At 47.0% G+C, this 23,630-nt stretch carries 18 protein-coding genes; 3 read left to right on the top strand and 15 right to left on the bottom strand.

Annotation, left to right across the window (positions count from 1 at the left end; translation table 11 throughout):
* Nucleotides 1-78 precede the first annotated feature (78 nt).
* From D0A34_18235 to D0A34_18210, 6 genes are all read right to left on the bottom strand, one after another.
* On the bottom strand, nt 79-288 hold the full coding sequence (locus D0A34_18235; protein UNU20563.1) for a type II toxin-antitoxin system HicB family antitoxin: 210 nt from the start codon (nt 286-288) through the stop codon (nt 79-81).
* On the bottom strand, nt 275-541 hold the full coding sequence (locus D0A34_18230; GenBank protein ID UNU20562.1) for a type II toxin-antitoxin system HicA family toxin: 267 nt from the start codon (nt 539-541) through the stop codon (nt 275-277). Before D0A34_18230 ends, D0A34_18235 begins: the two co-directional genes overlap by 14 nt.
* Before the next feature lie 114 nt (nt 542-655).
* On the bottom strand, nt 656-2,401 hold the full coding sequence (locus D0A34_18225) for a flavin oxidoreductase (GenBank protein UNU20561.1): 1,746 nt from the start codon (nt 2,399-2,401) through the stop codon (nt 656-658).
* Nucleotides 2,394-3,023: a hypothetical protein gene (locus D0A34_18220; GenBank protein UNU20560.1), complete on the bottom strand. Its 630-nt coding sequence runs from the start codon at nt 3,021-3,023 to the stop codon at nt 2,394-2,396. Before D0A34_18220 ends, D0A34_18225 begins: the two co-directional genes overlap by 8 nt.
* 153 nt (nt 3,024-3,176) lie before the next feature.
* Nucleotides 3,177-4,904, bottom strand: a complete 1,728-nt coding sequence (locus tag D0A34_18215; protein ID UNU20559.1) for an MBL fold metallo-hydrolase — start codon at nt 4,902-4,904, stop codon at nt 3,177-3,179.
* Nucleotides 4,905-5,329: 425 nt separating this feature from the next.
* Entirely contained in the window at nt 5,330-7,429 is a 2,100-nt protein-coding gene (locus tag D0A34_18210; protein UNU20558.1) for a GAF domain-containing protein, read from the bottom strand.
* Between the two features lie 315 nt (nt 7,430-7,744).
* Between D0A34_18210 and D0A34_18205 the strand changes: the two genes are divergently transcribed.
* Entirely contained in the window at nt 7,745-8,647 is a 903-nt protein-coding gene (locus D0A34_18205; GenBank protein UNU20557.1) for a pantothenate kinase, read from the top strand.
* A gap of 191 nt (nt 8,648-8,838) precedes the next feature.
* On the opposite strand, the gene D0A34_18200 is transcribed toward D0A34_18205, so the two are convergent.
* The 3 genes from D0A34_18200 to D0A34_18190 all read right to left on the bottom strand — a co-directional run bounded on the left by D0A34_18200 (nt 8,839) and on the right by D0A34_18190 (nt 10,810).
* Nucleotides 8,839-9,645: an alpha/beta hydrolase gene (locus D0A34_18200; GenBank protein ID UNU20556.1), complete on the bottom strand. Its 807-nt coding sequence runs from the start codon at nt 9,643-9,645 to the stop codon at nt 8,839-8,841.
* A gap of 158 nt (nt 9,646-9,803) precedes the next feature.
* Entirely contained in the window at nt 9,804-10,259 is a 456-nt protein-coding gene (locus tag D0A34_18195) for an NUDIX hydrolase (protein UNU20555.1), read from the bottom strand.
* Between the two features lie 77 nt (nt 10,260-10,336).
* A complete protein-coding gene (locus D0A34_18190; GenBank protein UNU20554.1) occupies nt 10,337-10,810 on the bottom strand; it encodes a thioredoxin-dependent thiol peroxidase in 474 nt (157 codons plus the stop codon).
* A gap of 444 nt (nt 10,811-11,254) precedes the next feature.
* On the opposite strand from D0A34_18190, the gene D0A34_18185 reads away from it, so the two are divergent.
* Nucleotides 11,255-11,464 (top strand): hypothetical protein, encoded by a 210-nt coding sequence (locus D0A34_18185; GenBank protein UNU20553.1) that lies wholly within the window; start codon nt 11,255-11,257, stop codon nt 11,462-11,464.
* A gap of 99 nt (nt 11,465-11,563) precedes the next feature.
* On the opposite strand, the gene argH is transcribed toward D0A34_18185, so the two are convergent.
* The 6 genes from argH to D0A34_18155 all read right to left on the bottom strand — a co-directional run bounded on the left by argH (nt 11,564) and on the right by D0A34_18155 (nt 19,122).
* The gene (gene argH / locus D0A34_18180; GenBank protein UNU20552.1) at nt 11,564-12,949 is read right to left on the bottom strand and encodes an argininosuccinate lyase; all 1,386 of its coding nucleotides are present in this window, start codon (nt 12,947-12,949) and stop codon (nt 11,564-11,566) included.
* A gap of 288 nt (nt 12,950-13,237) precedes the next feature.
* The gene (locus D0A34_18175; GenBank protein UNU20551.1) at nt 13,238-13,477 is read right to left on the bottom strand and encodes a hypothetical protein; all 240 of its coding nucleotides are present in this window, start codon (nt 13,475-13,477) and stop codon (nt 13,238-13,240) included.
* Nucleotides 13,467-14,954, bottom strand: a complete 1,488-nt coding sequence (locus D0A34_18170; protein UNU20550.1) for a guanylate cyclase — start codon at nt 14,952-14,954, stop codon at nt 13,467-13,469. The genes D0A34_18175 and D0A34_18170 overlap by 11 nt, the downstream gene beginning before the upstream one ends.
* Nucleotides 14,955-15,521: 567 nt before the next feature.
* Nucleotides 15,522-17,279 (bottom strand): signal recognition particle-docking protein FtsY, encoded by a 1,758-nt coding sequence (gene ftsY / locus D0A34_18165; GenBank protein UNU20549.1) that lies wholly within the window; start codon nt 17,277-17,279, stop codon nt 15,522-15,524.
* Nucleotides 17,280-17,409: 130 nt separating this feature from the next.
* Nucleotides 17,410-18,042 carry a transcription antitermination protein NusB gene (nusB, locus tag D0A34_18160; protein ID UNU20548.1) on the bottom strand — a complete coding sequence of 211 codons (633 nt, stop codon included), beginning with the start codon at nt 18,040-18,042 and terminating at the stop codon, nt 17,410-17,412.
* A gap of 354 nt (nt 18,043-18,396) precedes the next feature.
* On the bottom strand, nt 18,397-19,122 hold the full coding sequence (locus D0A34_18155; protein ID UNU20547.1) for a DUF502 domain-containing protein: 726 nt from the start codon (nt 19,120-19,122) through the stop codon (nt 18,397-18,399).
* A 1,133-nt stretch (nt 19,123-20,255) separates the two neighbouring features.
* Here D0A34_18155 and D0A34_18150 point away from each other — a divergent pair.
* A complete protein-coding gene (locus D0A34_18150) occupies nt 20,256-23,084 on the top strand; it encodes a hybrid sensor histidine kinase/response regulator (GenBank protein UNU20546.1) in 2,829 nt (942 codons plus the stop codon).
* Nucleotides 23,085-23,630 lie beyond the last annotated feature (546 nt).

Raw genomic sequence — 23,630 nt, 5'->3', positions numbered from 1 at the left:
TTGCATTTCTATCTGGATAAAAAAGAGGCGATCGAACTTTGATAAATATCACAACTATCGCCTGAAATTACCGTTAAACTAAGCCGAAATCAAGCGAGATTTCGGTTGAGGAATAGAACGCCCCAATTCCTGAGCCGTCTCAATCCACTCCTGCATAACAATCTCTATATTTTGTAGTGCTTCTTGATAAGTTTCGCCATCTGCGGCGCATCCGGGTAATTCCGGCACTTCGGCAATAAATGCTTGGTCTTCTTGACTCCAGTAGAGGATAATTTCATAGCGAAGCATCGTCTTTACCTCCTAGTTGGTGTTTGAGAATTACCTCACGAATTTGCTTGACTTGATAGGCTTTGGCTTGCGAGCCTTTGGGTTGAAGATTTAGGATTTCTTCAACACCATCTTTAGCAAATATGTGGTGACTGCCGCGAATCCGTTCCTCAAAGCCGAGTCTGCGTAAAAGTTGGCAAAGTTGAGCAAAGGGTATATTGGCGTCGGAATTACCAAGTAAGATTTTAGCTAGCAGTTTGTCTGGTTGACTCACGCTCTGTCCAAGTTATCAGTTATTTTATGATGACATATTTTTGAGTGGGCGATCGAAAGTCATTCGTCAGAAATCAGAAGCCCGAATCAAAAATTCTGACGAATGACAAATTCCTTAATAATGACTCCCAGATTTCCGATAATGCACCGCTGTCACCCCGTCATTTTTCAGCAAATGACCGTTTTCAATCGCCGCATAAACTACCCAGTGATCACCGCATTCCATCCGACTTATCACTTGGCATTCCAGATAAGCTAGAGCATCAGTCAAAACGAGACAGCCGTTGCTAGCTTCCATTGTTTCGACTCCCGCAAATCTGTCTTCTCCCGGAGCAAAGTTTTTCATGAAATACTTCCGCAACTGTCGCCCTTCTGCTAAGATGTTGAGCACAAATTTATCTCCGGCATACATCAAAGATTCGATCGATCGATCTTTGGCCACCGCAATCGTCACACCGGGCGGATTAAACGTTGCTTGCGACACCCAGGAAGCCAGCATCGCACTGGTGACATCCTCCCGCTTCGCCGAGACTACGCACAGCGAACCAACGAGTCTCCCTACTGCTTGTTCTGTGCGATCGCTTCCTGCTGCTAACTGCGGTTTCGGTGCCCGCAATTTTTGCGATCGAATCAAGGCTTGAGCAAAATCCGTTCCCGCTTCTGTGCACTCGTGAATCGTCGCCGCCGTCGGCTTAAATTTGGCTCGAATCGGCTCAAATCCAATTCTATAGCCAGCATCTTTCAGCTTGTTTTCCACTAAGTCGATCGCCTCTCCACTCCAGCCAAAAGAACCGAAAACTCCCGCTAATTTGCTCTTAGTTGCAGTAGATAAAACTATTCCCAAAGCAGTTTGAATTTGCGTCGGAGCGTGTCCTGCTAGCGTGGGAGTTCCGATGATAAATCCCGCGCATTTTTCGATCGCCTCTTTAATTTCCCCTGGTTCGGCAAATTCACAGTTAATACTTTCTACAGCAACGCCGGCTTTCGTAATTCCTTTGGCGATCGCCTGCGCTAAAGTAGCCGTATTTCCGTAAGCCGAAGCATAAATCAAAGCCACTGTCAAGTCTTTTGAATTTTGTTGCTGGCTCCATTCCCGATACAAATTGCTCAGTTCATTAAGGCCGTAACGGACGATCGGGCCGTGACCGGGAGCATAAAATGCTGTGGGTAAATCGGCGAATTTATCCATTGCGGTCAGCACTTGTTTTGCCTGAGATGCGTGCAGGGAATCGTAATAATAGCGCCGATCTTCGCTGTAAACGCTCCACCCTTCATCGAATACTTGATCCCCGCAAACGTGAGCTCCAAATAGTTTGTCAGTGAACACGATTCGAGTGTGCGGATCGTAGGTGCAAAGTTGGTCAGGCCAGCGGGGAGTCGGAGTCGCGATGAATTTTAAGGCGTGACCTTTTCCTAAATTGAGAGTTTCTTCTCCCCGAACGATCATAATGTTTAATTCTTGGTCGGGGAAAGCGGCTCGTAAACTAATTGCGGCGGGATTCGTGCAAACCAAAGCTACTTGAGGAGCTAATTCTACCAGAGCTTTAATTGTTACTGACCTGTTAGCATTGAAATGCCCCAAAATTATGTAATCCAGCTTGGTCAAGTCCACCCGTTGCTGTAAAAATTCCAGGTAATTTTGAGTAAAAGATTCCCCCGGCGGGTCGAACAAAGCAGTTTTGTCAGCTTGAATAATATAGCTATTTGCTGTCGTACCCTTTTGCAGCGAATACTCGACTTCAAATTTGAGTCGAGCCCAAGTGCGCGATCGCAGAATAAAAGTATCGAGTGCGATCGGGATAAACTGCACGTCGCGGGGTTTGACATCAGATGCGAGTCTATTAATCAAAGTGTTAGTCATTTATTGCACCTATGAGAAACTGAACTACAGAACTTCTTTTGATTTCGTGCCAAAACTTGGTATCTACAATGTCAAATCTTGCACCTCTACCCTGTAAATTGGTATCCAGATCAGTCAGAAATTCCCTGGTTTCTAAATCATCCCCAATTTGGATAAAGCTCACTCCAATTTCTTCATCTTTCTCTATTTTATTTGCCGCACTTACAATAATTTCGGCGACAGCAGCGACTTGTTCGGGTTTTTCATCGAGGACTGCAACAATTATTGCTCCTTTCTTCCCTTTGCCGTCTGTTTTGTTTGCGAAATAATCGCTAAAACTTGCTTTAAGAGCTTCTTCCAAATTAGTTGCCGTCGGTTTTGCTGAATCCGGTTCCGTATTTTGTCGCTGCAAAATTTCAGCTAACCGGCCAACAGTTGAATTTTTATACTTCCACATAGGAGTAGAAGCTTCGTAAAGGGTGATGCCGTCGCTGTCAAATTCCTGACATTTTTTTGCTAAGTCAATCAGAGATGCCTGTGCTTCTACCCACTCCTCGTACCAAGGATGTTGGGGGTTTCGGCTGGCATCGCTTCTGGCAATAATAATTGTGTAATCTCGGTCTTCTAAAAGATTGGCAGGCATGGGCAATTCCTAAGAGTGAAAATGGAAAAGCAAAAAGTAAGAAAAGGCTTATGGCGCACCCTAAGTTTAGCTGCCGGTAAGGTTCGCCATAAGCACCCTACGTTGAGAGTTTTTGCGTAGGTAAGATGCCGCATAAGCACCCGATATTCCTACCTAATAATGATTTCCGACTTTTCGGTGGTGAACTGCCGGCAGTGCATCTGGATTGGAGACGCGGCCGCTATCGACGATCGCATATACGATATGATGATCCGAAAGCTCCATCCGGCTGACTACTTCGCATTCCATGTACGCCAAAGCATCGGTCAAAATCGGAGAACCGTTGGTTGCTGGTTGAGTTTTAACTCCGGCAAATCGATCGGCACCAGGAGCAAAACGCTTTAAAAAGTGCCTCATCAAAGTTTGATAATTGCCTTCTTCGAGCACGTTGAGAACAAATTTATCTCCGGCGTGCATCATCGATTCAATCGCCCGATCCTTCGCAACTGCTATTGTTAAACCCAGCGGTTTAAAACTTGCCTGCGTTACCCAAGAAGCTAGCATCGCACCACTAACATCACCTTTTTGAGCTGTGATGATGTACAGTCCGCCGCTGATTCGTCCCAAAGCTTTATCGAGGTCGCTATCGAGGGATTTCATCTGTTTGACTGCTTTGTCCCGCGTCAGCCACTGTCCCAAGTCGGTGCCGGCTTCGTCGCAAAGTTGATAACTCGCTTCTGTCGGTGATTCTTTAATTAAAATGTTGGGGAATGCTTCTTTTAAACCCAACTCTTTGAACTTGTTTCTCAGCGGGTAAATAGATACGTCATCGCCGCCGCCAGATTCGCACAAACCGAAAGATTGTTTGTTGTTAGCTGCAACTAAAATTGTGTTGATTGCGGCTTCGGCATTCACAGCAGCAGTACCGCCACTCGGTGGCGAACAAATTACGATGCCGGCAGCATTACCGACAAGTTCAGCAACTTCTTGCAAGTCGGCGATTCTCAAATCCATCATTTCCACAGCGACACCGGTTTTGGTGATACCGTGGGCGATCGCTTGGCTGAGTCGATCGCTAAATCCGTAATCGGAAGTGTAAAATACCGCTACAGTGGTTTCTGCCTTAGCTTGCGCTTGGCTCCACTTTTTGTAGCGCCCGGTAAGTTCCACCACATTGTGCCGCAGCAAGGGCCCGTGACCGGTCGCAACTAAACCGATTTCTCCCAACTCTGCCATCCGCTTCATCGCAGCGAGTACCGATCGAGCATTGGGAGCCATCAAACACTCATAATAAAAGTGGTAATCTTCCTCAACTGCTGCTAAATCGTCATCGAAGGTGCTGTCGGAACAATAGTGCATCCCGAAAGCATCGCAGGTGAACAGCGCTTGAGTTTTGCTGTCGTAGCTGAAAATAGTATCGGGCCAGTGCAAGTTCGGCGCCGATACGAATTCGATAATGTGGCCGTTTCCTAAATCTAGTTTGTCCCCGTTTTTTACTACCAATCGCTCAAATGGTTGGTGTACAAGGTTTTCTAAAAATTGAATTGCTACTTTCGCCCCCACGACAATCGCTTGGGGTGCCAGCGCCAGCACGTCTTTGACTAAACCGCTGTGGTCTGGTTCGGTGTGGCTGATAATTAGATAGTCAATCTCTTGGGGGTCAATTTCGCCCGTCAGAGTTTCCATGTATTGCTGGCGAAACTTCTCGTGCGAGGTATCGACGAGGGCGGTTTTTTCACCGCGAATGATGAATGAGTTGTAAGTTGTACCGTTTTTGAGCCCGAATTCGATGTCAAAGCGGTCTCTATCCCAGTCCAGGCATCGAATTGCCGTTGTGTCAGAGGCAATTTCGACTTTTTCCACCGTCAATCTGCGTTGGACTCGTTCAGTCAGCGCTACCATCAGTGCCTCCTTGTCTTTTACCCATTACCTTATTGTTTCCATTCTGACACGTTTTTTTTGTAAATCTTTATAAAATTTCTTATGAGGCTGTTAAGTAACTTCAAAGTTATGGATATGTGAAGGGGGCGATCGACCAGGTTTTTGCAAAAATCTACAAATTAGGTCTTGACAAAACTGCAATTTTACGGTTAATTATTTAATCTGCGGAGGCGCACGAAAGTTCGTGTCGGATTGGTTTCAACCCCGAGTCTTAGAAAGGGATTTTAACCCGAATGTGATATTACTTCAACAGTCCTGAACATTTGTGTCACCATTACTAAGGTGCTCTACTATATGAAACCCCCGATCATCCATTCATAATCAAAGTAGTAGAGCACCCTACAAGTCGATTCGAGTGTGCCAGTGGCATTAGTCTTATTCAAGTGTCAAACCCTCTGATTTGTTACGGGCAACTCTACAATAAACTCCGTTCCCTCGCCAACCTGACTGACGCAACTGATTTTGCCACCGTGACCTTGAACAATTACCTGATAGCACACTGAAAGTCCTAAACCCGTACCTTTACCCACAGGTTTAGTAGTAAAAAAGGGGTCAAAAATCTTGTCTTGAATTCCTGCAGGAATGCCACTTCCCGTGTCGCGGACAGAGATTGTTACCCAGTTCGGCTCGCTTTGCCAACTGCGAATGGTTAATTCCCCCGGTTTGCTCGTTGATTGGAGGGCATCTAAAGCATTGTCAATCAAATTATAAAATACTTGGTTGATTTGACTGGCATGACATTGGACGGGCGGCAAACTGCCGTATTGCTTGTGTATTTTGATATGGGTTTTTAGCTTATTTTGCAGCATCAAGAAACTGCTTTCTAAACCTTCATTCAAATCTACTGGTTTTAATTCAGCGTGGTCTAAACGAGAAAAATTTCGCAGCGTCATCACGATCGAGCGAATCCTGCCGCTGCCTTCTCGCATTGAATTGATCAGTTTACCAAAGTCTTCTCGAATGTAATCGAGTTCTAGTTCTTCATTGATTCTGACAATTGCCTCTGCTGCTTCCGGGCAGGCATTTCCGGTCTGTTCTAGAGCTTCGTTCAAGGCTTTAAAATATTCTTGAGCGTGAAACAAGTTAGCGTGGATAAAATTGTTGGCGTTGTTAATTTCATGAGCAATTCCGGCTACCATTTGCCCCAAACCTGACATTTTTTCGCTTTGAATCAATTGCTGCTGCGCCGATCGCAATTCTTCTAACGCAGTCTGCAACTGCTGGGTTTGAGCTTGAGATTTTACCGCAGCATCTTGGACTTGGCTGTAAAGTTCTGCTTGCTGAATGGCGATCGCCATTTGGTTGGCTATCTGGGATAGCAACTCCATTTCTTGTCGCTGCCAATTGCGGGTATCCCGGCACTCGTGAGCAATAAGCAAACCCCACAGCCTACCGGGAAATTTAGGATTATAGTTTCCGGCTGTTTCGGGGGAACTTTCTTCAGTTCTCGATGTAACAATCGGCACGATCAGATTAGCTTTTACCTGCAAACGGTCTAAGAAATCAACGTGACAAGGCTCTAAACCAGCATTAAAAATATCATTAATGGCTTTGACTCGCCCTTGCTGGTAAAGATCCGCGTAATCTCCCCGGAAACACTTATCCGCCCCCATATCTCCTAAAATTGAAGGCCAAGGGATGACCATATCTTCAACAACAACTTTTCCTTGCCAGTTGTCTTGAAACTGATAGATGATTACTCGATCGCACTGCAACATTTGGCGGACTTCCCTCACCGCTGTTTGTAGGATAGTTTCCAGATTTAGGGTACTGCGAATTTGGTTGCCTATCAGCCGCAGCAGCGATTCTCGTTCGGCTTGGCGCCTGGTTTTGCTATAGAGTTTGGCTTGATTGATCGCGATCGCCAATTGCGATCCTACCCCTTCTAAAAGCTGCCGTTCCCAATCAGTCCATTCCCGTACACGATCGCATTGATGCAAGCCAATTATGCCATTCACTTCACCTTGATAGCGAGTAGCTACTGCCAGCATTGACTTAATCTCCAAAGCTTCGGCAATTTTTCGGGTTTGTGGATTCAATCCCGGAAAATCGAGAAACTTCGTCACTGCTAGCGACTCTTGCTGAGACACGACGGCAGCCAAATGCGGGTTGTCAGTCATCGGTACTTTCATTCCCAGTTGGATCGGATAGTCCCCCGCGTTGTACTCTCCGCGCGTGACTAAAGTTTTTTCTGTATTTGATTCTTTGACTAAAATGCTTACGCGATTGCACTCTAACGCTTGCCCCAGTAATCGGCAGGCCGATGTCAAAATTTCTTCTATGTCAAGTGTACTGCGAATTTCGTTATTAATTTGGTTCAGCAAGTTTGATAACTGAACTTGCTGCTGCATCTGCACGATTAGGGCTTTTTGTTGGTCTACTTCCGGCAGCGAAAGACTTTCTTCCTGTCTCCAATTTTCAGATTCAGGCAACCGCGAAGTTACTCTTTGCCAGGGGTTTTCGTGTTCTTGTATTTTTAAAGACATATTTACTCAGGAGTGGTACAGTATTTTGATTGAGTCGGCTTTTTTAAACCTATGCTTACCCCGCCAACAGCCCCATCGCAGCTACCAGGACTTTTGGAATATCTTAAGACATTATAAAGGATGCAGCCTGAGCAAAGCAATTATTTGCTTTACAAATATTTATATTTAGCAAGTATGCGCTCAGACGCCCACAATACTAATTGGCGCGCGCCATTGAACTTGGTCAGATGTCAAATAGAGTTAGCTGCCCGCTTAACCTAATAAAATTAATCTAAAATCTATCTTTAGTTCAATGTTTGCGCGCGCTCGATAAATATGGAAAACTCAATTCCCGACAATTTTCGTTCGCCAGCAAGGAGCGACAACCTTATATCTGGATTAATAGGTAAAAGCCAGATTAAAATAGCTTTGGCGATCGGCAATTCTCGGTTGCACTGGGGATTATTTGCGGGCAAAACTCTGGAGAAAACATGGGATACACAGCATCTCAATGCTGATACTGTTTCCCGGCTCTCCGAGCAGGAAAAGGCCGAATATTTGGTGCAAACAGTAATGAGGTCGATCGAGGAAGTATCTTCTCAAAATCTCCTTTGTCTTCCTGCTGCTCCCGCTTTTTCTAGTCCTCACACACTTTCTTTAGTGCCGCTGCCTCTAATTTTGGCCTCAGTAGTTACCCAGCAAACAGCAATTTGGCAGAGTTATCCTGATGTCCGAATTATTACTTTAAACCAGTTGCCGATCGGGGGAGTCTATCCTACCCTGGGAATTGACAGAGCTTTGGCTGTACTGGGCGCTGGCAACCAATTCGGTTGGCCGATTTTACTTATAGATGCTGGTACAGCTTTAACATTTACTGGGGCTGATGTCAATAGGTATTTAGTTGGGGGCGCAATCTTACCAGGTTTGGGTTTGCAGTTATCGTCCCTAAGTAAAAAAACCGCTGCATTACCTTTAATTAGTTTACCAGAAAATCTGCCGCACCGCTGGGCGAAAGACACTGCTGGGGCAATTCAAAGCGGAGTTGTGTATGCGACGGTGGCAGGAGTTAGGGATTTTATTGAAGATTGGCGGTGTTTGTTTCCTGATAGCAAAATTGCGGTCACGGGGGGCGATCGCGCTATGCTTTTAAAATACCTCACCGCAGCCTTTCCTGATACAGCCGCAGGCGTAATTGACGCGCCCGAGGCTATTTTTTTGGGAATGAGTCATGAGTTATGAGTCATAAGTTATGACTCATTGTTAAGGGGAATGGGTAATAGGGAATTCTTCTTCCCTCTTCCCTCTTCCCTCTTCCCTCTTTACTGTTTCCTTCGGCCTCAAAACTCCAATTTCTAGCTTTGCTGCAAAAGTGAGATGCTCCCAATTATTATTCCTTCTGCCCTCTTTCTTATTCCTTACCAATTACCAATTCACTTAGCAAATTCCCGAATATACTTAGCAACAACATCCGGGACTTCCTGCGGCAAATTGCTTTCCCCCGGACTAACCAATTGCAGTTCGGCATTAGGAGCTAGAGCAGCATATGATTGACACAGAGACGAAGCTGCCGAGGTATCTTCAGAACCTTGCAACACCAAAACAGGCGCTTTCAGCAAAGGCAAATTCTCATCAACTAACTCCGCTGTAATTTCAGCCCGCCGCCGCCGGAAGAGCAACTGCACCGCAACTGGGGAGTGAATCAACTGCTGTCTGAAATTTAGCAGTCCGTCAATCTTGTTTTGAGTACCCAGCAACTTAGCAATTGGATAGATCGATCGCAGCCACCAAAAACCGAGGGGTGGTTTGCCGATCAGCCAGCTAGCCGTCTGCCACCGCCCCCGCCGGTTGCCAACCTTGAGGCCTTCTGGGGCCAACAAAACCAAACCCTGAACTCGATCGGGATATTTGATAGCGTAGCTGGTGGCCACCCAACCACCGAGAGAGTGAGCGATTAAATAAACCTCTCGCAGTTTCAAAGTATCGAGGTATTGAGCGAGACATTCTACTTCCAGGTCGATCGAATAATGAAGATTCGGGCGTTCCGAGTCGCCAAACCCCAGCAAATCCGGTGCGAAGCAGTGGTAGTAGGGGCTCAAATGTTCGATCGTCCTCAGCCACTGACTGCTGTCCTGCCAAGAACCGTGTAAAAATACTAAATTCGGGCCTTGACCGACTTCGTGCCAGAAGATTTGCCCTACAGAGAGTTTGACCCGAGAATTGCGTAGCGGTGAGTACATCCGGTTAAATATTTAGTAATAAAAAGATGATTAATTTAATCTTCAGAGATTGTGAATTAAAGTAGGAAAACATTAAAAATTAATTCCACAGTCATCACAGACAATTTTTGACGGCGAGGTAATTTCCGACTTTTCTCAAATTTGGATGCCCCGCCGATTTACGCCAAAGTTGTCAGGCCTTGAAAATAGTCCTGTAAGTGTTGGTCGTTATCGTGGCTGAGCGCGCCCTCGGGCAGTGATTCGGGCAAAAAAGCCTCAACCTCACTGACTTCAAGCGTATCCTGAACTTGCATATTGCCCTGTACCTCTGCAGCCACCACGATACAAATCGAGTGCAGGCGAGGGTCTCTATCGGCAGCCGAATAAACACCCACCAAGCGACGGATTTTGACTAAATCGAGTCCTGTTTCCTCTGCTAATTCCCGCCGCACAGTTGTCGGAATATCCTCTCCCCAATCCACCATACCTCCCGGCAGTGCCCAGCGACCGTTGTCGCGGCGGCGAATTAACACAATTCGCCCGTCAGGCAATACGGGGATCACCGCAGTACCAGTCACAGGATGTCGAAAAATCAGTCCCAGCACAGTTTGTACAATTTGCCACAATCGACGCATAAACTCAAAAGCTTGTTTAGGAGATAATAACTTCAGGCCTCCTAGCTTGCAGCTCCGGAGTCTTAATTTTTAATTTTTCATTCACGCCAGAGGTCTGGCAAGTCTGCTAGGATTTCCGCCGCGTGAGTTTCTGGTTTGACTTTCCGATAAACCTTTTCAATCCTACCATCTGGGTCGATCGCGAAAGTCGATCGAGTAATTCCCATAAATTCTTTTCCCATAAATTTTTTGAGTCCGTAACAGCCGTAGGCGGTAGCAACTTCGGCGTTAGAGTCGCACAGCAAGGGAAAGGGCAGTTGATATTTAGCTGCAAACTTGGCGTGAGACTCGGCCCCGTCTGTGCTGACGCCGAGGACTGCAATATTGCGCGACTCGTAGTCTGAGTGAATATCGCGAAAGCCGCAAGCTTCTTTGGTACAGCCTGGGGTATTGTCCCGAGGATAAAAGTAAAGTACAACTCGCCGCCCTCGAAAATCTGCAAGGCTGACGACATTGCCTTGCGCGTCGGGCAGGCTGAAGACAGGAGCTACGTCACCGGAATAAATCGTCATTTGTCGTATTTTGTCAAGAGTTTATAGAAATATTCCGCAAGAGCGAAAACATTGCGTCCCATCGGGCCCGCATTCCCACCGACTTGAATCCCCGTATTCTTTTTTCTGGGTCTTGTACCGGGTGTGCTATGATCGTCATCGGTCTAAAATTGAGTATAACTAGACAACGTAAAAACTTAACTGGATTAGTTGAGTGCGTAGTCACACCTAACGGTGTTGCGGTTTAGGAAAGCTAAATTTGAAGAAAACCTAACTACATAAAGAGAACTGATCGAGTACGGTATGGCATACCGGAATTTACGCTTGGGGAGAAGACACCTATATTTTGGCTGGAGCAATCCTGTCGCCAGTAAGTGACTTCGCTGAACCAAGAATCTTAGTCACCCAGAGTGCACAGAGTGTCAAACTTAAGAATCCCTGGGCGTGAAAGCCCGGGGACTGTCAATGTTTATTAGTGAGGTCAGAATGGCTAAGCGCCGCAATCTCAAGAAAGAGAAGGCACAACGAAATCAAGCATACGCTCGCAAGTTTCGCAAGCGGAGAAATCAAGATATGTTCTCCAACAAGAGAAGACGATTTGACGGCGGCAACGGCGGTGGCATGGGCGCCATGAGCGGTGGCAGAGACAAAGACATGGCTGCTGCTGAAGATTAATTGCTGAGGCTATCTGCCGAACTTAGAACCAGAGTGGAAAACACGATCGTTCTTTCGTAGAGATAGCCAGCCGGAATTTGTCCAATAATTCAACGATGTTTAGGCGATCCGATCGCGCGCAGCGATAAGTGATTTTCTCACTTGTTCAAACCCGGTACCCCCGTAACTATTGCGAGCCGCCACCACTTGCTGAGGTGCGATCGCGCTGTAAATGTCTGTCTCAAAGGCTGGGTGCAAGTCTTTCCACTCCTCAAGTGTCAAATCTTTGAGGAGTTTGCCCCCCGAAAGGCAAGTTTTGACGACTTTGCCGACAAGGTTGTAAGCTTCCCGGAAGGGAACGCCTTTGGCGGCCAAGTAGTCGGCTACGTCTGTAGCGTTAGAAAAGTCTTCCGTAACAGCAGCAGCAAGGCGATCGCCGTTAAACGCGATTCCTTCCCGCAGCAAAATCGTCATTGCTTCCAAGCAACCCTGTACCGTTCTTACGGTATCAAACAAAGCCTCTTTATCTTCTTGTAAATCTTTGTTGTAGGCCAAAGGAAGTCCCTTCACTACTACCAACAAGGCTTGTAAGTTACCGAACACCCGCCCCGCTTTGCCCCGCACCAACTCCGGCACGTCGGGATTTTTTTTCTGTGGCATGATGCTAGAGCCCGTAGCGCAGCTATCTTTGAGCGTAATAAATCCAAATTCGTGAGAAGACCACAAAATCATTTCTTCTGACAAGCGGCTCAGGTGTACCATAATCAAGCTAGCTGCGGCGAGAAATTCGATCGCAAAATCTCGATCGCTCACTCCATCTAAGCTATTAGCATAAACCTTGTCAAACTGCAATAGTTCTGCCGTATAATGTCGGTCAATTGGGAAAGTTGTCCCCGCCAGCGCGCCACAACCCAAAGGCGAAACATTCACCCGCTTGCAGATATCGCCGAGACGTTCCCAATCGCGATCTGTCATTTCAAAATAAGCTAACAGGTAATGAGCCAAACTGATCGGCTGAGCGCGCTGCAAGTGCGTGTAACCGGGGATTAAAGTTTCCACGTTACGATCGGCAATATCGAGCAAAACTCCTTGAAATTCCCGCAATTGCTCGCGAATTTCTGCGATGCGATCGCGCAAATACAAGCGAGTATCAGTGCCGGCTTGATCGTTGCGCGATCGGGCCGTGTGCAACTTTTTCCCGGCATCTCCCACGATATCCGTCAGCCGCTTCTCTACAGCGAAGTGAACGTCTTCTGCATCAACTCCCGGAACAAAAAGTCCTTGGCGGTATTCGCGGCGGATCTGTTCCAAACCATTGACTAACTGTTCGCCTTCTGCTGCGGAAATAATCCCTGTTTTTGCCAGCATTTTCGCGTGAGCGACAGAACCCGTCAAGTCGTACTCAATCAATTCAATATCGAAGCCAATACTAGCATTGAATCGGGCGATCGCTGGGTGCAGCGCCGATTCAAATCTTTGACTCCAAGTTTTTTGTTGTGTTGTCATTGCTCAAGCTAAAACTAGATTATATCTCTGTTGCAGAAGTCTATAAAAACCGGTTTGTAGCAAAGACTTTAGTCCTTCCTCCGGTTTGTAGTCGGGACTTTAATCCTCCCTCCCAAATTCTGTAAGAAAAAACTCACGTTTTGACTACAAAGTTTTTATACATCTTTTGACCCCAAAAAACTGAAGTCTTGACTACCAAATTGTGAAACTTTTGCTGCATCAGAAAGAAGTGAAGTTTTGGCTACAAACCTTTTAAATCTGTTCCAGATACCTCCTTCGACAAAAAATCTAACGAAAAATCCCTTTAAAGAACCAGCCAACAAAAATACCTATAAAAAAAGCTCCTATTTGACCAGTCGAAACAAAATTGTTCCAAGCTTTCTGGAAATTTGTAAAAAGTTCGTAGCTTTGACCCAAAACCACCGTCGATCTCAAATGAGATTTCACAACTAACACGTGAGCGACATCGTTCCAATTAATTGAACTGGTTAATCCAGCAGTAATTTCCGGCATTAAATTAACTATCATGGTGATTTTCTCCTGCTAAAGGTCTTACCCTAAGTACAACCAGTGTCATGTCATCTTCGTTACGATTGCCGATGCCGATAAACTGGTGTACGCGATCGAACAAATAATCCAAAATCTCTTCAGACTGCTCGTAATTTTGACAGGCCCACTGAAAAGCCGAGGTCAAGTTATCCTCGTCAAAGCGATCGCCCCTTTGATTAGCAGCATCAGTAAATCCGTCTGTGTAATAAATAATAGTATCTCCTGGCTGCAATTGCACTTGAGCTTCTTGGTAATGCGAATCAGCATCCAGGCCAATTAACATTCCCTCCAAAGTATCGAGCTGAACAATCGAATTAGTTGCAGCTTGCCACAGCAAAGGCGGGTGGTGAGCTGCATTGCTGTAAGACAAAACGCGAGTTTTCGGGTCATACTCCGAATAAAACAGAGTCACAAAACGATGGGAATTTTCCAAATCCGCGTGCATAACCCGGTTTAAATGTTGCAAAATTCTCGACGGCGAGTGGCGGTTCAAAACCTCCGCCCGCAGCATACCCCGTGTCATCGTCATCAACAGGCCAGCCGGTACTCCTTTGCCCATCACGTCGCCGATCACAATGCTCCAGCGGCCCTTGTCGATTTTGGACTTGAGATTTTTAATTAGGGATGGGGGGTTTTCCCCCTCATTCTCCTTGCCGATCGGGTCATAGTCAGCGGGAATAAAATCATAATAATCTCCGCCGACTCTGCTAGCAGTTTGGCAGCGGGCGGCCACGTCAACACCGGGAATTTTCGGACAACTGCGGGGTTGCAGCCGCAATTGAATTTCCGCCCCGATTTCTAACTCTCTGTCTAAGCGGTCTTTTTCCGCCAACTTAACAGTAAGTTCGTCTTTGCAAATAGCCACAGCGGTTTGATCCGCCACCAACCGAACTAATTTCTGTCTGCTGGGAGTCCAGAGATATTGCGGATCACTGCTAAAAACATAAAGGCGTCCGCGTTCCAAATTGTTGACTAAAATTGGCGCCCCAAACAAATGAACATCCGGGCCCAAATAACGACCGACTTGCAGGTCTAGACTAGAAGTTTGCCCAGAGGTTTCAGAAAACGATGCAGCAGTAGCGCCCGCACCTGCTGTAGCTTGCCTGGTGGCTATTTCCAACGCTTTTCGCATATCTTGGCACTGCCGTCCTTCCTGACAATGCAACTGCTGAAACCTGACTTGACCGTTGGGTTTGAACAGCACTAAAGCTCCCCCGTCGGCGTCAGTAACGCGAGTCGCCACCAAAGGCACCAACTCCAAAAATTGGTTGAGATTGTTAAAACTTCGCAGGGCAAATCCCAGCGAACCCAACATATCTTGAACGTTGTGCTGATATCGGTGCAAACGCGCCACCAGTTCTTTGAGGGCAAATACTGGCGTCGCGTCGGTGGAATTGCGACCGGGAGGGCGGTCAGCAGGTTGAGGTGAGGGGCGAGGCAAAGGCACAGCAGTCATTTTAAATTTGTGATTTTCGATCTTAGAGGGAGGAGGAATGATTGATGACTTAGGGGTCACTGGAACAGAAACCCGTTTTTTTTAGAACAAGTAGTTTGGTTTGAGCAAGTAGGTTCGGTACTCGGACATTCGTATCAACTTAACTCTGAAATTCTTAAGCAATCTCGTTTATAGCTGAGTCTAGAACCCCCTAAATCCACGCCGCTTGCTTTACTTGGGGGGCCCCAAGACCGCAGCGGCTTCCCTTAAGAATGGGGACTTTAACGATTTGCTGTCGCCCTTCTTAAGGGGAGGGCCAAGGGGATCGGGAAGACTGTGCAATCAGACAGCAGACTGATACTAAATTTGAGCTTAATTTGACACACTAATGGCGCTTTGAACCCCAACCAGCAAGAACAGGGGAAGGTATTGTTTCTAGGGGTATTTAGTTTTCACTCGCCGCCCGTGGCGATCGGCACAAGTCCTGCGATGGTAGTTTGAGGTTAAGGATTTGAGATTTTGAACCTCTGTATCCGCCTCCAAAAATTGGGACGACCACAGATACCTGATCAATCTAAAATCTAAAATCTAAAATCTAAAATCGAGTAGGGCTTCCACAAATTCGTAACTAGAAAACGGGCGCAAGTCTTCGATGCTTTCCCCGACTCCAATAAAGCGGATTGGCAGACCAAGCTGCTGCACTACTGCTAGAGCAACACCACCTTTAGCAGAACCGTCGAGTTTTGTCAATACTACTCCGCTTAATTTTGCTGATTCTGCGAACACTTCTGCCTGTCGCAAACCATTTTGACCCAGTGTGGCATCCAAGACCAGTAGAGATTCTACGGTAGCCCCAGGGGCTTTCTTATCTACAATGCGACGGATTTTACTTAATTCGTCCATCAGATTTTTTTTGTTTTGCAGGCGGCCTGCGGTGTCTACGATCAGGAGTTCTGTGCCTCGGGCGCTGGCAGCGGCGATCGCATCAAACACGACAGCAGCCGGATCGGTATTTTTCCCTGGGTTGGCAATAATTTCGACCCCGCTGCGGGAACCCCAAACTTTCACCTGTTCGACGGCGGCGGCGCGGAAAGTGTCGGCGGCAGCAATTAGGGTTTTGTAGCCGGATTTTTGGGCAATATGGGCAAGTTTGCCGATCGTCGTAGTTTTGCCCGCACCGTTGACTCCTACGATTAACCAGATGTTAAAAGTGTCTTTTTCCGGGGCAAATGTCAGGCTGTAGGCGGGATTGCCTGCGGCGGTTTCGGCACAGGGAGCGTCGAGAATGTCCCGCAGGATGGTTTTGAGGTAGGCTAGAGCCTGTTCTGGTGGGAGCACTTCTTGTGTGAGTCTTTCTTGGAGGCGCGTAATAATGATGTCGGTGGCTGCGACTCCGACATCGGCTTGCAGCAGCAAAGTCTCAATTTCGGCTACCGCGTCTTGATTGAGCGGGCCTTGACCGACGATCGCCTTTAGTCGATTAATTAAGCTGCGACGAGTTCTTTCTAAGCCTTTCCGCAGTTTTTGCAGCCAAGTGATTTCTTCAACTGATACTTGGTCTGGCCGGCGGCCTTGACTGGCTAAGATTTCTGAGGACCACAGGAAGCCTTCGTCAAAGGCGAAACCGGGAATTTCTTCGATAATGGCGGCTCTCTCGGCGGCGGCTGCAATTACGTCGGGTTCTTCAATTGCGGTTTCTTTGAGGCGTTCGATGCGCTCCATGCGCTCGGCCTGAGCTCTGGCCCAAAACGGCAGGGCTTCCTCTGTTTGGCCGTCGGATGCGAGTGATTCGGTTTCTACAACCTCCGTTGCAGGCTCGGCAATTTCTATATTTTCTGCTGTAACTTCTAATTTTTGAGCAATAGGTGCAATGTCGATCGCCCCGGCTGTTGGTTGCAGAGTTTCTGCAATTGCGGCTGGGTTAGCTGCATCGAGTTCTATCGTGTCGGTAGCTCCAAATGCGGCTGGTGCTTCAACTTCTGTAACTTCTGCAACAGTTGGTGCTGTGGGTGCTGGTTCAAGTTCGCTCGGCTCCGTTGCTTCAATAGTCGCCGGTGCTGCAACTTCCGCAACTGTCGCGATTTCTGTTTCGGCCGCGGGAACCTCGGGCCCTGCTGTCTCGGAAACTTCTGTTTCGGGTTTTTGCTGTTTTTGAATATTTTTGTAAGCAGCTTTTGCCCAATTGAGATAATCTTCGGATACAGCAGGAGAGCTTTGCTCTGTTGCATCTGTTTGAGGCTCAACCGGTGCGGATTTTGCCGACTCATCTTGCGGGTGTTTGGGGGTTCCCTCTGTTTCAGAAGATTTGCTTTCGCTGTACTGGCGACGAAACCAATTAAATACCATAGGAAATTGGGAAGATAGTTATTAGTCCTTAGTTTAGAGCGGATTGCCGATTGCGGATTGTGGATTGCTAATGACTCTGGGTAAGGTGCGCCGAAGAGCACCCTACAGACTCTTGACTGAGGACTAAGGACTACTGACTAACAACTTCTGCCTTGATTTTATCGACTACTCGGCGGAGGACTCCGTTGATGAAGCGATGTCCTTCGTCACCGCTGTAGCGTTTTGCCAGTTGGACGGCTTCGTTGACGCTGACTTGTTCGGGTAAGGCGAGATATAGCATTTCGGCGATCGCGATTCTCATGATATCTCGATCGATCCGGGCCAACCGTTCTATTTGCCAGTCTACAAGGGCTTCTGAGAGTAATTCGTCAATTTGAACACGGTTGGCGCTGACTTTGGTCAGGATTTGCAAAGCATAGGTGCGGACATCTTGCTGGTTGGCTAGCTGGATCTGTTCTGGAAACTCCATTGCTGAACCGAGACGGTTGATGGCGGTTTGGGTGAGTTCGACTGCTTCCCGCACCATTGCTCTAGCACTTTGTATATCGGCAGCGCGGATTTCGCTGGCAAGCAGTTTGTCGCTACTCCGCTGCACTTCGGATGCTGCTGCTTCTAGGGCTTCTTGAACTTCTGTTGTCAGGGCACGGATGGCGGCGAGGAGAACATCTTGCAGTTTCTTGGCTTCTAAGAGTTCTGGATTAGTCGGCAGTTGGCTGATGCCGAGGAGTGCGAGTTCGCGTGCTGTTTCGCGGGCTTTTTTCATAGTTTGTTAGATAGGAATTGGGACTTTAGGAATTTCGGAATTTTTGAGATTGCTAGGCGCTGGTTCAGAGCATAGACTTGGACTTTAGCAGAAAAACTCGCAAAAAACCCGCCCTGAGTCACGATTGTTTCTGGGTAGGTTTTGGACAAATATTATCTGTTATTCGCAAAGTAAAGTTTAGAGTTTGAAACCCACTAAAAATGGGGAGCATCTGAGTTTTGCTTTTACAGGAGTGCGAGCGGGACGCCCGCTACATATATACATATAGTGGGCGTCCCGCTCGCACTCCTAAAAAACGCTTTTTATTCTGATTGAGATGCTTTCTAAAGCTGACCTACAGATTAATGTCCTGATTCAATCTTCTTCGACTGGGACAGCCTGGTATCTTGATTCGGATACCAAGGGTTCGAGTGTTTTGCCCTTGATTTTTTCGGGGGTTACTGAAACTGAGTTGCTGGGGTTGACGATGCCGCCAGAGATGATGACTTTAAAGGCATCTTCGATCGACATTGACAAATTGACTAAATCTGCCTCGGGAACTATAGCGTACCATCCGGTAGTGGGGTTCGGAGTGGTGGGGATGAAAATGCCGATCGGGGTTTCACCAGAAAGGTGAGGTGGGATATCGTTACTCTCGATCGTACCGGTCACAAATGCTAACGTCCAGATTCCCCGCCGGGGATATTCCACTAACACCACGCGGCGAAATTTGTCGTTTGATTTGAGGAGGGTTCCCAGCAGTTGTTTGAGGGTTTTGTAAACCGAACCGGCTAGGGGAATTGCCTGCAACAGCCGTTCGCCAAAGTCTAGCAGCCACTTGCCGAAAATGTTGCGGGCCATTAAACCGATGACTAAGATGCTTAGCAGGGGTACAGCCAGGCCTACTAAGAGATTTAGCAGATTCACCAAAATCGGGTTGAGTCCGTCAAAAGGGTTGATCTGCTTGGGAATTTTGGTGAGAAAATTGATAACCCAACTGGCGATGGTAATTGTCAGCCAGATGGTGGTAGCTAAGGGTATGACTACCAATAGTCCTGCGATCAGGTCGTTTTTTAAGTCTTGTTTGATGCGTTGGAGCACGGCGGGTCAAATCTCCTCGTAACTGGTTGCCAATAACCTGAATAAAGCTGAGACTAAAGCAACTGCACGGGCTTTACCGGAAGTCACCATAGACGATCGTCTTCAATTCTGCTAAACCCTACCCTTTCTGAGGGGGAAGAGTTAGGGATCGCCGGTGCTGTACCTCTATTTTAAAGAATTATTGCAAGTTGGCGCTGGGTTTTAATATATGCAGGCTGTGCAGCAGCTCACCGTATTGTATATTTTAAGACACTTTGGGTCGGTGCAATCAATAAGCCGATCGGTCAGAGGCAGCCTGGGAGTGCAAGTCTAGCGAGTCCAGAGAAATTTTTCTGTTATTTGTATAGGAAATTAATTGCTCGATCGAGCTTTCTCAGATTTTCGGCTGGGTGGCACTTCGTTGTACCGAATTCAGGCGAATCTATGCAGGTTGAGTGCAGTGTCTATCCAAAAATCTATCTTTCGCTAGATGCAGTATGACATTTTTTAGTATAAAATTCCTTATTCTTGAGGGACGACAGCGCTCAACAAGGCAACACTTGCCTACCATGCAAGTGTTGAATGTTAGGCAAATCCGCCAAAAAGTAAAGCAGACAGACCAGCAACTTTGACTTTTTTTGACAGGATCGATCTATATTCAGGAAATAAGGGCACAATTCAAGCGAATTCGAGTTTGAGAGAAGTGGCTAAGCAATATAGAATTAACTCGGGCATCACTACAAAATAAAGAATCTGCCAAACGAGGTAGCAGTAGTTAGTAGCAAGCGAGATAAATTACTACATAGCTAGTTGTTTCTAGCCAGAAGCGGGAAACTATTTGTTCAACAGCGTATAGCTAAACTGCTGCATAGAAGCAAGACTCCAGCGGTGCCGATTCCTTGGAAGCCGACGAAAGTTAAGGAAAAACAAGCGTACTAGCCAATCAAGTCAGAGCGGGGATTCACCTCGCGGCAAGCAGCAATAGACTTGATTAGAAGTTAGGATTGAGATATGAATGCTCAACTCATGAAACCAATTGATTTTTACATTTTTTTATGCGATTCAAAACCCAAGAATTTTTTGGGCTTCACTGAAAGCCGCAGCCCGATCAAATTTTGTATCCGATAATTAATATTTAAGTAAAAGGAATTTTTGTGAAAACGCTCAGTATCCTCTTAGTAGAAGACAGTCCCCTAGATGCCGAACTGATTGAGGCATATCTAATGGATGGCGGACTCAAATTTTCTCTGGTGTGTGTGGAAACTCGAGAAGACTTTGCCACGGCGCTGGAAAAACAAAGTTTTGACATTATTTTGGCAGATTATATGCTGCCTTGTTTTAACGGGATAGCGGCACTGGAAATCGCCCATACTACTTGTCCGGGAGTGCCGTTTATTTTTGTTTCGGCTACTTTGGGCGAGGAAGTGGCGATCGAAACTTTGAAAAGCGGCGCTACTGATTATGTTCTCAAACGCCGTTTGATACGCCTGGTGCCGTCGATTGAGCGGGCCCTGCGGGAAGTTCAAGAACGGAACGAGCGCAAGCAAGCCGAAGCACAGCAGCAGGAGAGCGAAGCTCGATTTCGGATTATGGCAGATACGGCGCCGGTGATGATTTGGATGTCGGACACTGACCAACTTGGCGATTACTTTAACAAAGTTTGGCTGGAGTTTACCGGTAGAACTTTGGCGCAAGAAATGGGCACGGGTTGGATGGAAAACTTGCACCCAGATGACTTGTCAGAATCTCTGGATATTTACCAAAAAGCCTTCAAAGCTGGCAGCGAGTATCGGGTCGAATGCCGTTTGAGGCGCTATGACGGGGAATACCGCTGGGTTTTGGGTACAGGCGTACCCAGATACAGACCCGATCGCACTTTTGCAGGTTACATCGGTTCTTACATCGATATTAGCGATCGAAAACAGGCAGAACAAGAACGCGCGGCAGCTTTGTCCCGCGAACAAGCAGCGAGGTTGCAAGCAGAAGAAACTGCTAAAGCGCTGCAATTGGCAAATGATCAAATTACTAACATTCTCGAAAGCATTACCGATGCTTTTATTGCTGTTGATTTAAATTGGCAGTATACCTATGTCAACCACCAAGCTATTGAGCTGTTAGGCAGACCAAAAGCCGAACTGATTGGTAAAAAAATTTGGGATATATTTCCCTGGGCTGTCGATTTACCGTTTTACCAAATGGCTTGCAAAGCATTAGCAGAAAAAGTAACAATCGAGTATGAAGAATTCATACCGTTATGGAATAAGTGGTTGAAGATGCGTTTTTATCCTTCCGATTCTGGTTTGTCGGGTTACATCCAAGACGTTACCGATCGCAAGCAAACAGAAGCGGCACTCCAAGCTAGCGAAGAAAAGCTGAGAATGTTAGCCGAAGCTAACTTGATAGGAATTATCTTCGGGGATGTTAATGGCAGTATCATCGAGGCAAACGATGAATTTTTGCGGATAGTTGGTTACACTCGGGAACACTTGCAGCGCGGGGAATTAAACTGGATTGACATCACGCCCCCGGAGTACCGGCCTCTCGACAAGAAGGGGATTGCAGAGGCACAAGCAACAGGGGCTTGTACTCCCTACGAAAAGGAATTCTGGAGGAAAGACGGCAGCCGGATTCCGGTGTTGATCGGATATGTTTTGCTGCCACACAAGCGGCAAGAATCTGTGGCTTTTATTCTCGACTTGACGGTTGGCAAGCAGTTGGAAAGAGAACTGCAAGATCGAGCCCAGGAATTGGCGCGGGCGAACCGGATTAAAGACGAGTTTCTGGGAACTTTGTCCCACGAATTGCGGACGCCGCTGAATTCGATGCTGGGATGGGCGCAACTGCTGCGAAACCGCAAGTTTGACGAAAAAACAACTGTTCGGGCTCTGGAAACGATCGACCGCAATACACGATCGCTGGCAACTCTGATCGAGGATTTGTTGGACGTGTCGCAGATTATTACCGGCAAACTGTCGCTGAATTTGCGGTGGGTGGATGTGGTTTCGACTGTTGAGGCTGCGATCGATACTCTCGCGCCCGCGATTGCCGCCAAAAATATTGAAATGGTGACGGATTTCGACCCCAATGCAGGGCGGATTTTTGCCGATTCTGGTCGCTTGCAGCAGGTAGCCTGGAATTTGCTGTCGAATGCGATTAAGTTTACTCCCAATGGCGGACAGGTAAAGGTGGAGGTGCGAAAGATGCAGGGGACTTTGGCCCCTGAGGAATCCGCTTGCTGTAAAAATTTGTCGCCCGCTAGTGTCGAAATTGAGGTTAGCGACACGGGACAAGGGATTTCAGAAGAGTTTTTGCCGCACGTTTTCGAGCGGTTCAGCCAAGCTGACAGCTCTACAAGGCGATCGTACAACGGATTGGGTTTGGGTTTGGCCCTAGTGCGGCATTTTGTGGAAATGCACGGGGGGACGGTGCAAGCCGAATCGGCCGGGAAGGGAAAAGGGTCGAGGTTTTTAGTGAGATTGCCAATTCAACAGCTTCCTGGCGACGGCGGATTTTCTGTTGCCGGACTCGGGGAGTTGGCGATTCCTCAAAGCAAGGCGCGAGCCCCTGTAAAGGACTCTTTTGTCAACAGCAATCTTTCTGGAGTGCGGGTATTGGTGGTCGATCTCGACGCGGATTCCCTGGATTTTGCCTGTACCGTGCTCGAAGATTGCGGGGCCCAAGTGGAGACTGCTAGCTCTGAAAAGGGTGCGGTGGAGGCGATTGAAAGGCTGAATCCGGATGTGTTGGCGATCGATATCGGGATACAGGCCCTTGACGGAGAGGCTCTGCTGCAACAAGTGCGATCGCGGATGGTGGACAGGGAAATTCCGGCGTTGGCGTTCACGGCGGTTGGTAGGGTAGAGGAACGCATACGGGCACTGCAGCAAGGTTTTCAAATTTACGTGCCCAAGCCGATCGAGCCTGCTGAGTTGGTGGCGGTGGTGGCAAGTTTGGTGGGGCGATCGAACGATTTTAGATTTTAGATTTTAGATTTTAGATTTTAGATTGACTCCGCGAGGACGGAAATCCTAACTACAAACCAATTTTCCTTGCATTCGAGCGATCGGATAATAGTTCTTAGGACTAAGGCCAACTCGTAGATTAAACAAAAATATGTAGTTGAGCTTGTGCGCTATTAGCTTAGGAAAGAGCGTACAAGCGCAACTACATACTTACTTAAAATTTAAGCTTTATTTGTGACAGTTGCCCTTAGTCCTAATCCTGCCGAAAAACTTTTTTTATTATGAATTAGACTTAGAGATAATTTGTCAAGTCCCAAAAGTTATAAATTTAATTTGGAGCACAGTGTGTAGTTTTTGATACTGATAACAGTTTCTAAAAAGAATGCAACTGTAGAAAAGTTCCAAACCCTGATAATCATCAGTAGTCCGACTTCTAAAATCTAAAATCTAAAATCTAAAATCTAAAATCTAAAATTGTATGAGGTTCAGGGACGATCGCCCTTAACAGTCTCTGCTCAAATATCAAGTTCAGCAATTAGCTGCTTAATTAAGCATGACTCTTGGTTA

The organism is Microcoleus vaginatus PCC 9802 (assembly GCA_022701275.1).
Classification (GTDB): domain Bacteria; phylum Cyanobacteriota; class Cyanobacteriia; order Cyanobacteriales; family Microcoleaceae; genus Microcoleus; species Microcoleus vaginatus_A.
Note: the sequence above shows the minus strand (reverse complement) of the source record. Positions and strands in the feature narration are given on the sequence as shown.

Coding starts and splice junctions, on each gene's coding strand:
- argH (UNU20552.1), bottom strand. CDS start 12,949: ATGACAACACAACAAAAAACTTGGAGTCAAAGATTTGAATCGGCGCTG.
- D0A34_18220 (UNU20560.1), bottom strand. CDS start 3,023: ATGCCTGCCAATCTTTTAGAAGACCGAGATTACACAATTATTATTGCC.
- D0A34_18235 (UNU20563.1), bottom strand. CDS start 288: ATGCTTCGCTATGAAATTATCCTCTACTGGAGTCAAGAAGACCAAGCA.
- ftsY (UNU20549.1), bottom strand. CDS start 17,279: ATGGTATTTAATTGGTTTCGTCGCCAGTACAGCGAAAGCAAATCTTCT.
- D0A34_18225 (UNU20561.1), bottom strand. CDS start 2,401: ATGACTAACACTTTGATTAATAGACTCGCATCTGATGTCAAACCCCGC.
- D0A34_18215 (UNU20559.1), bottom strand. CDS start 4,904: ATGGTAGCGCTGACTGAACGAGTCCAACGCAGATTGACGGTGGAAAAA.
- D0A34_18190 (UNU20554.1), bottom strand. CDS start 10,810: ATGACGATTTATTCCGGTGACGTAGCTCCTGTCTTCAGCCTGCCCGAC.
- D0A34_18210 (UNU20558.1), bottom strand. CDS start 7,429: ATGTCTTTAAAAATACAAGAACACGAAAACCCCTGGCAAAGAGTAACT.
- D0A34_18185 (UNU20553.1), top strand. CDS start 11,255: ATGTTTATTAGTGAGGTCAGAATGGCTAAGCGCCGCAATCTCAAGAAA.
- D0A34_18200 (UNU20556.1), bottom strand. CDS start 9,645: ATGTACTCACCGCTACGCAATTCTCGGGTCAAACTCTCTGTAGGGCAA.
- D0A34_18175 (UNU20551.1), bottom strand. CDS start 13,477: ATGATAGTTAATTTAATGCCGGAAATTACTGCTGGATTAACCAGTTCA.
- nusB (UNU20548.1), bottom strand. CDS start 18,042: ATGAAAAAAGCCCGCGAAACAGCACGCGAACTCGCACTCCTCGGCATC.
- D0A34_18205 (UNU20557.1), top strand. CDS start 7,745: ATGGAAAACTCAATTCCCGACAATTTTCGTTCGCCAGCAAGGAGCGAC.
- D0A34_18195 (UNU20555.1), bottom strand. CDS start 10,259: ATGCGTCGATTGTGGCAAATTGTACAAACTGTGCTGGGACTGATTTTT.
- D0A34_18170 (UNU20550.1), bottom strand. CDS start 14,954: ATGACTGCTGTGCCTTTGCCTCGCCCCTCACCTCAACCTGCTGACCGC.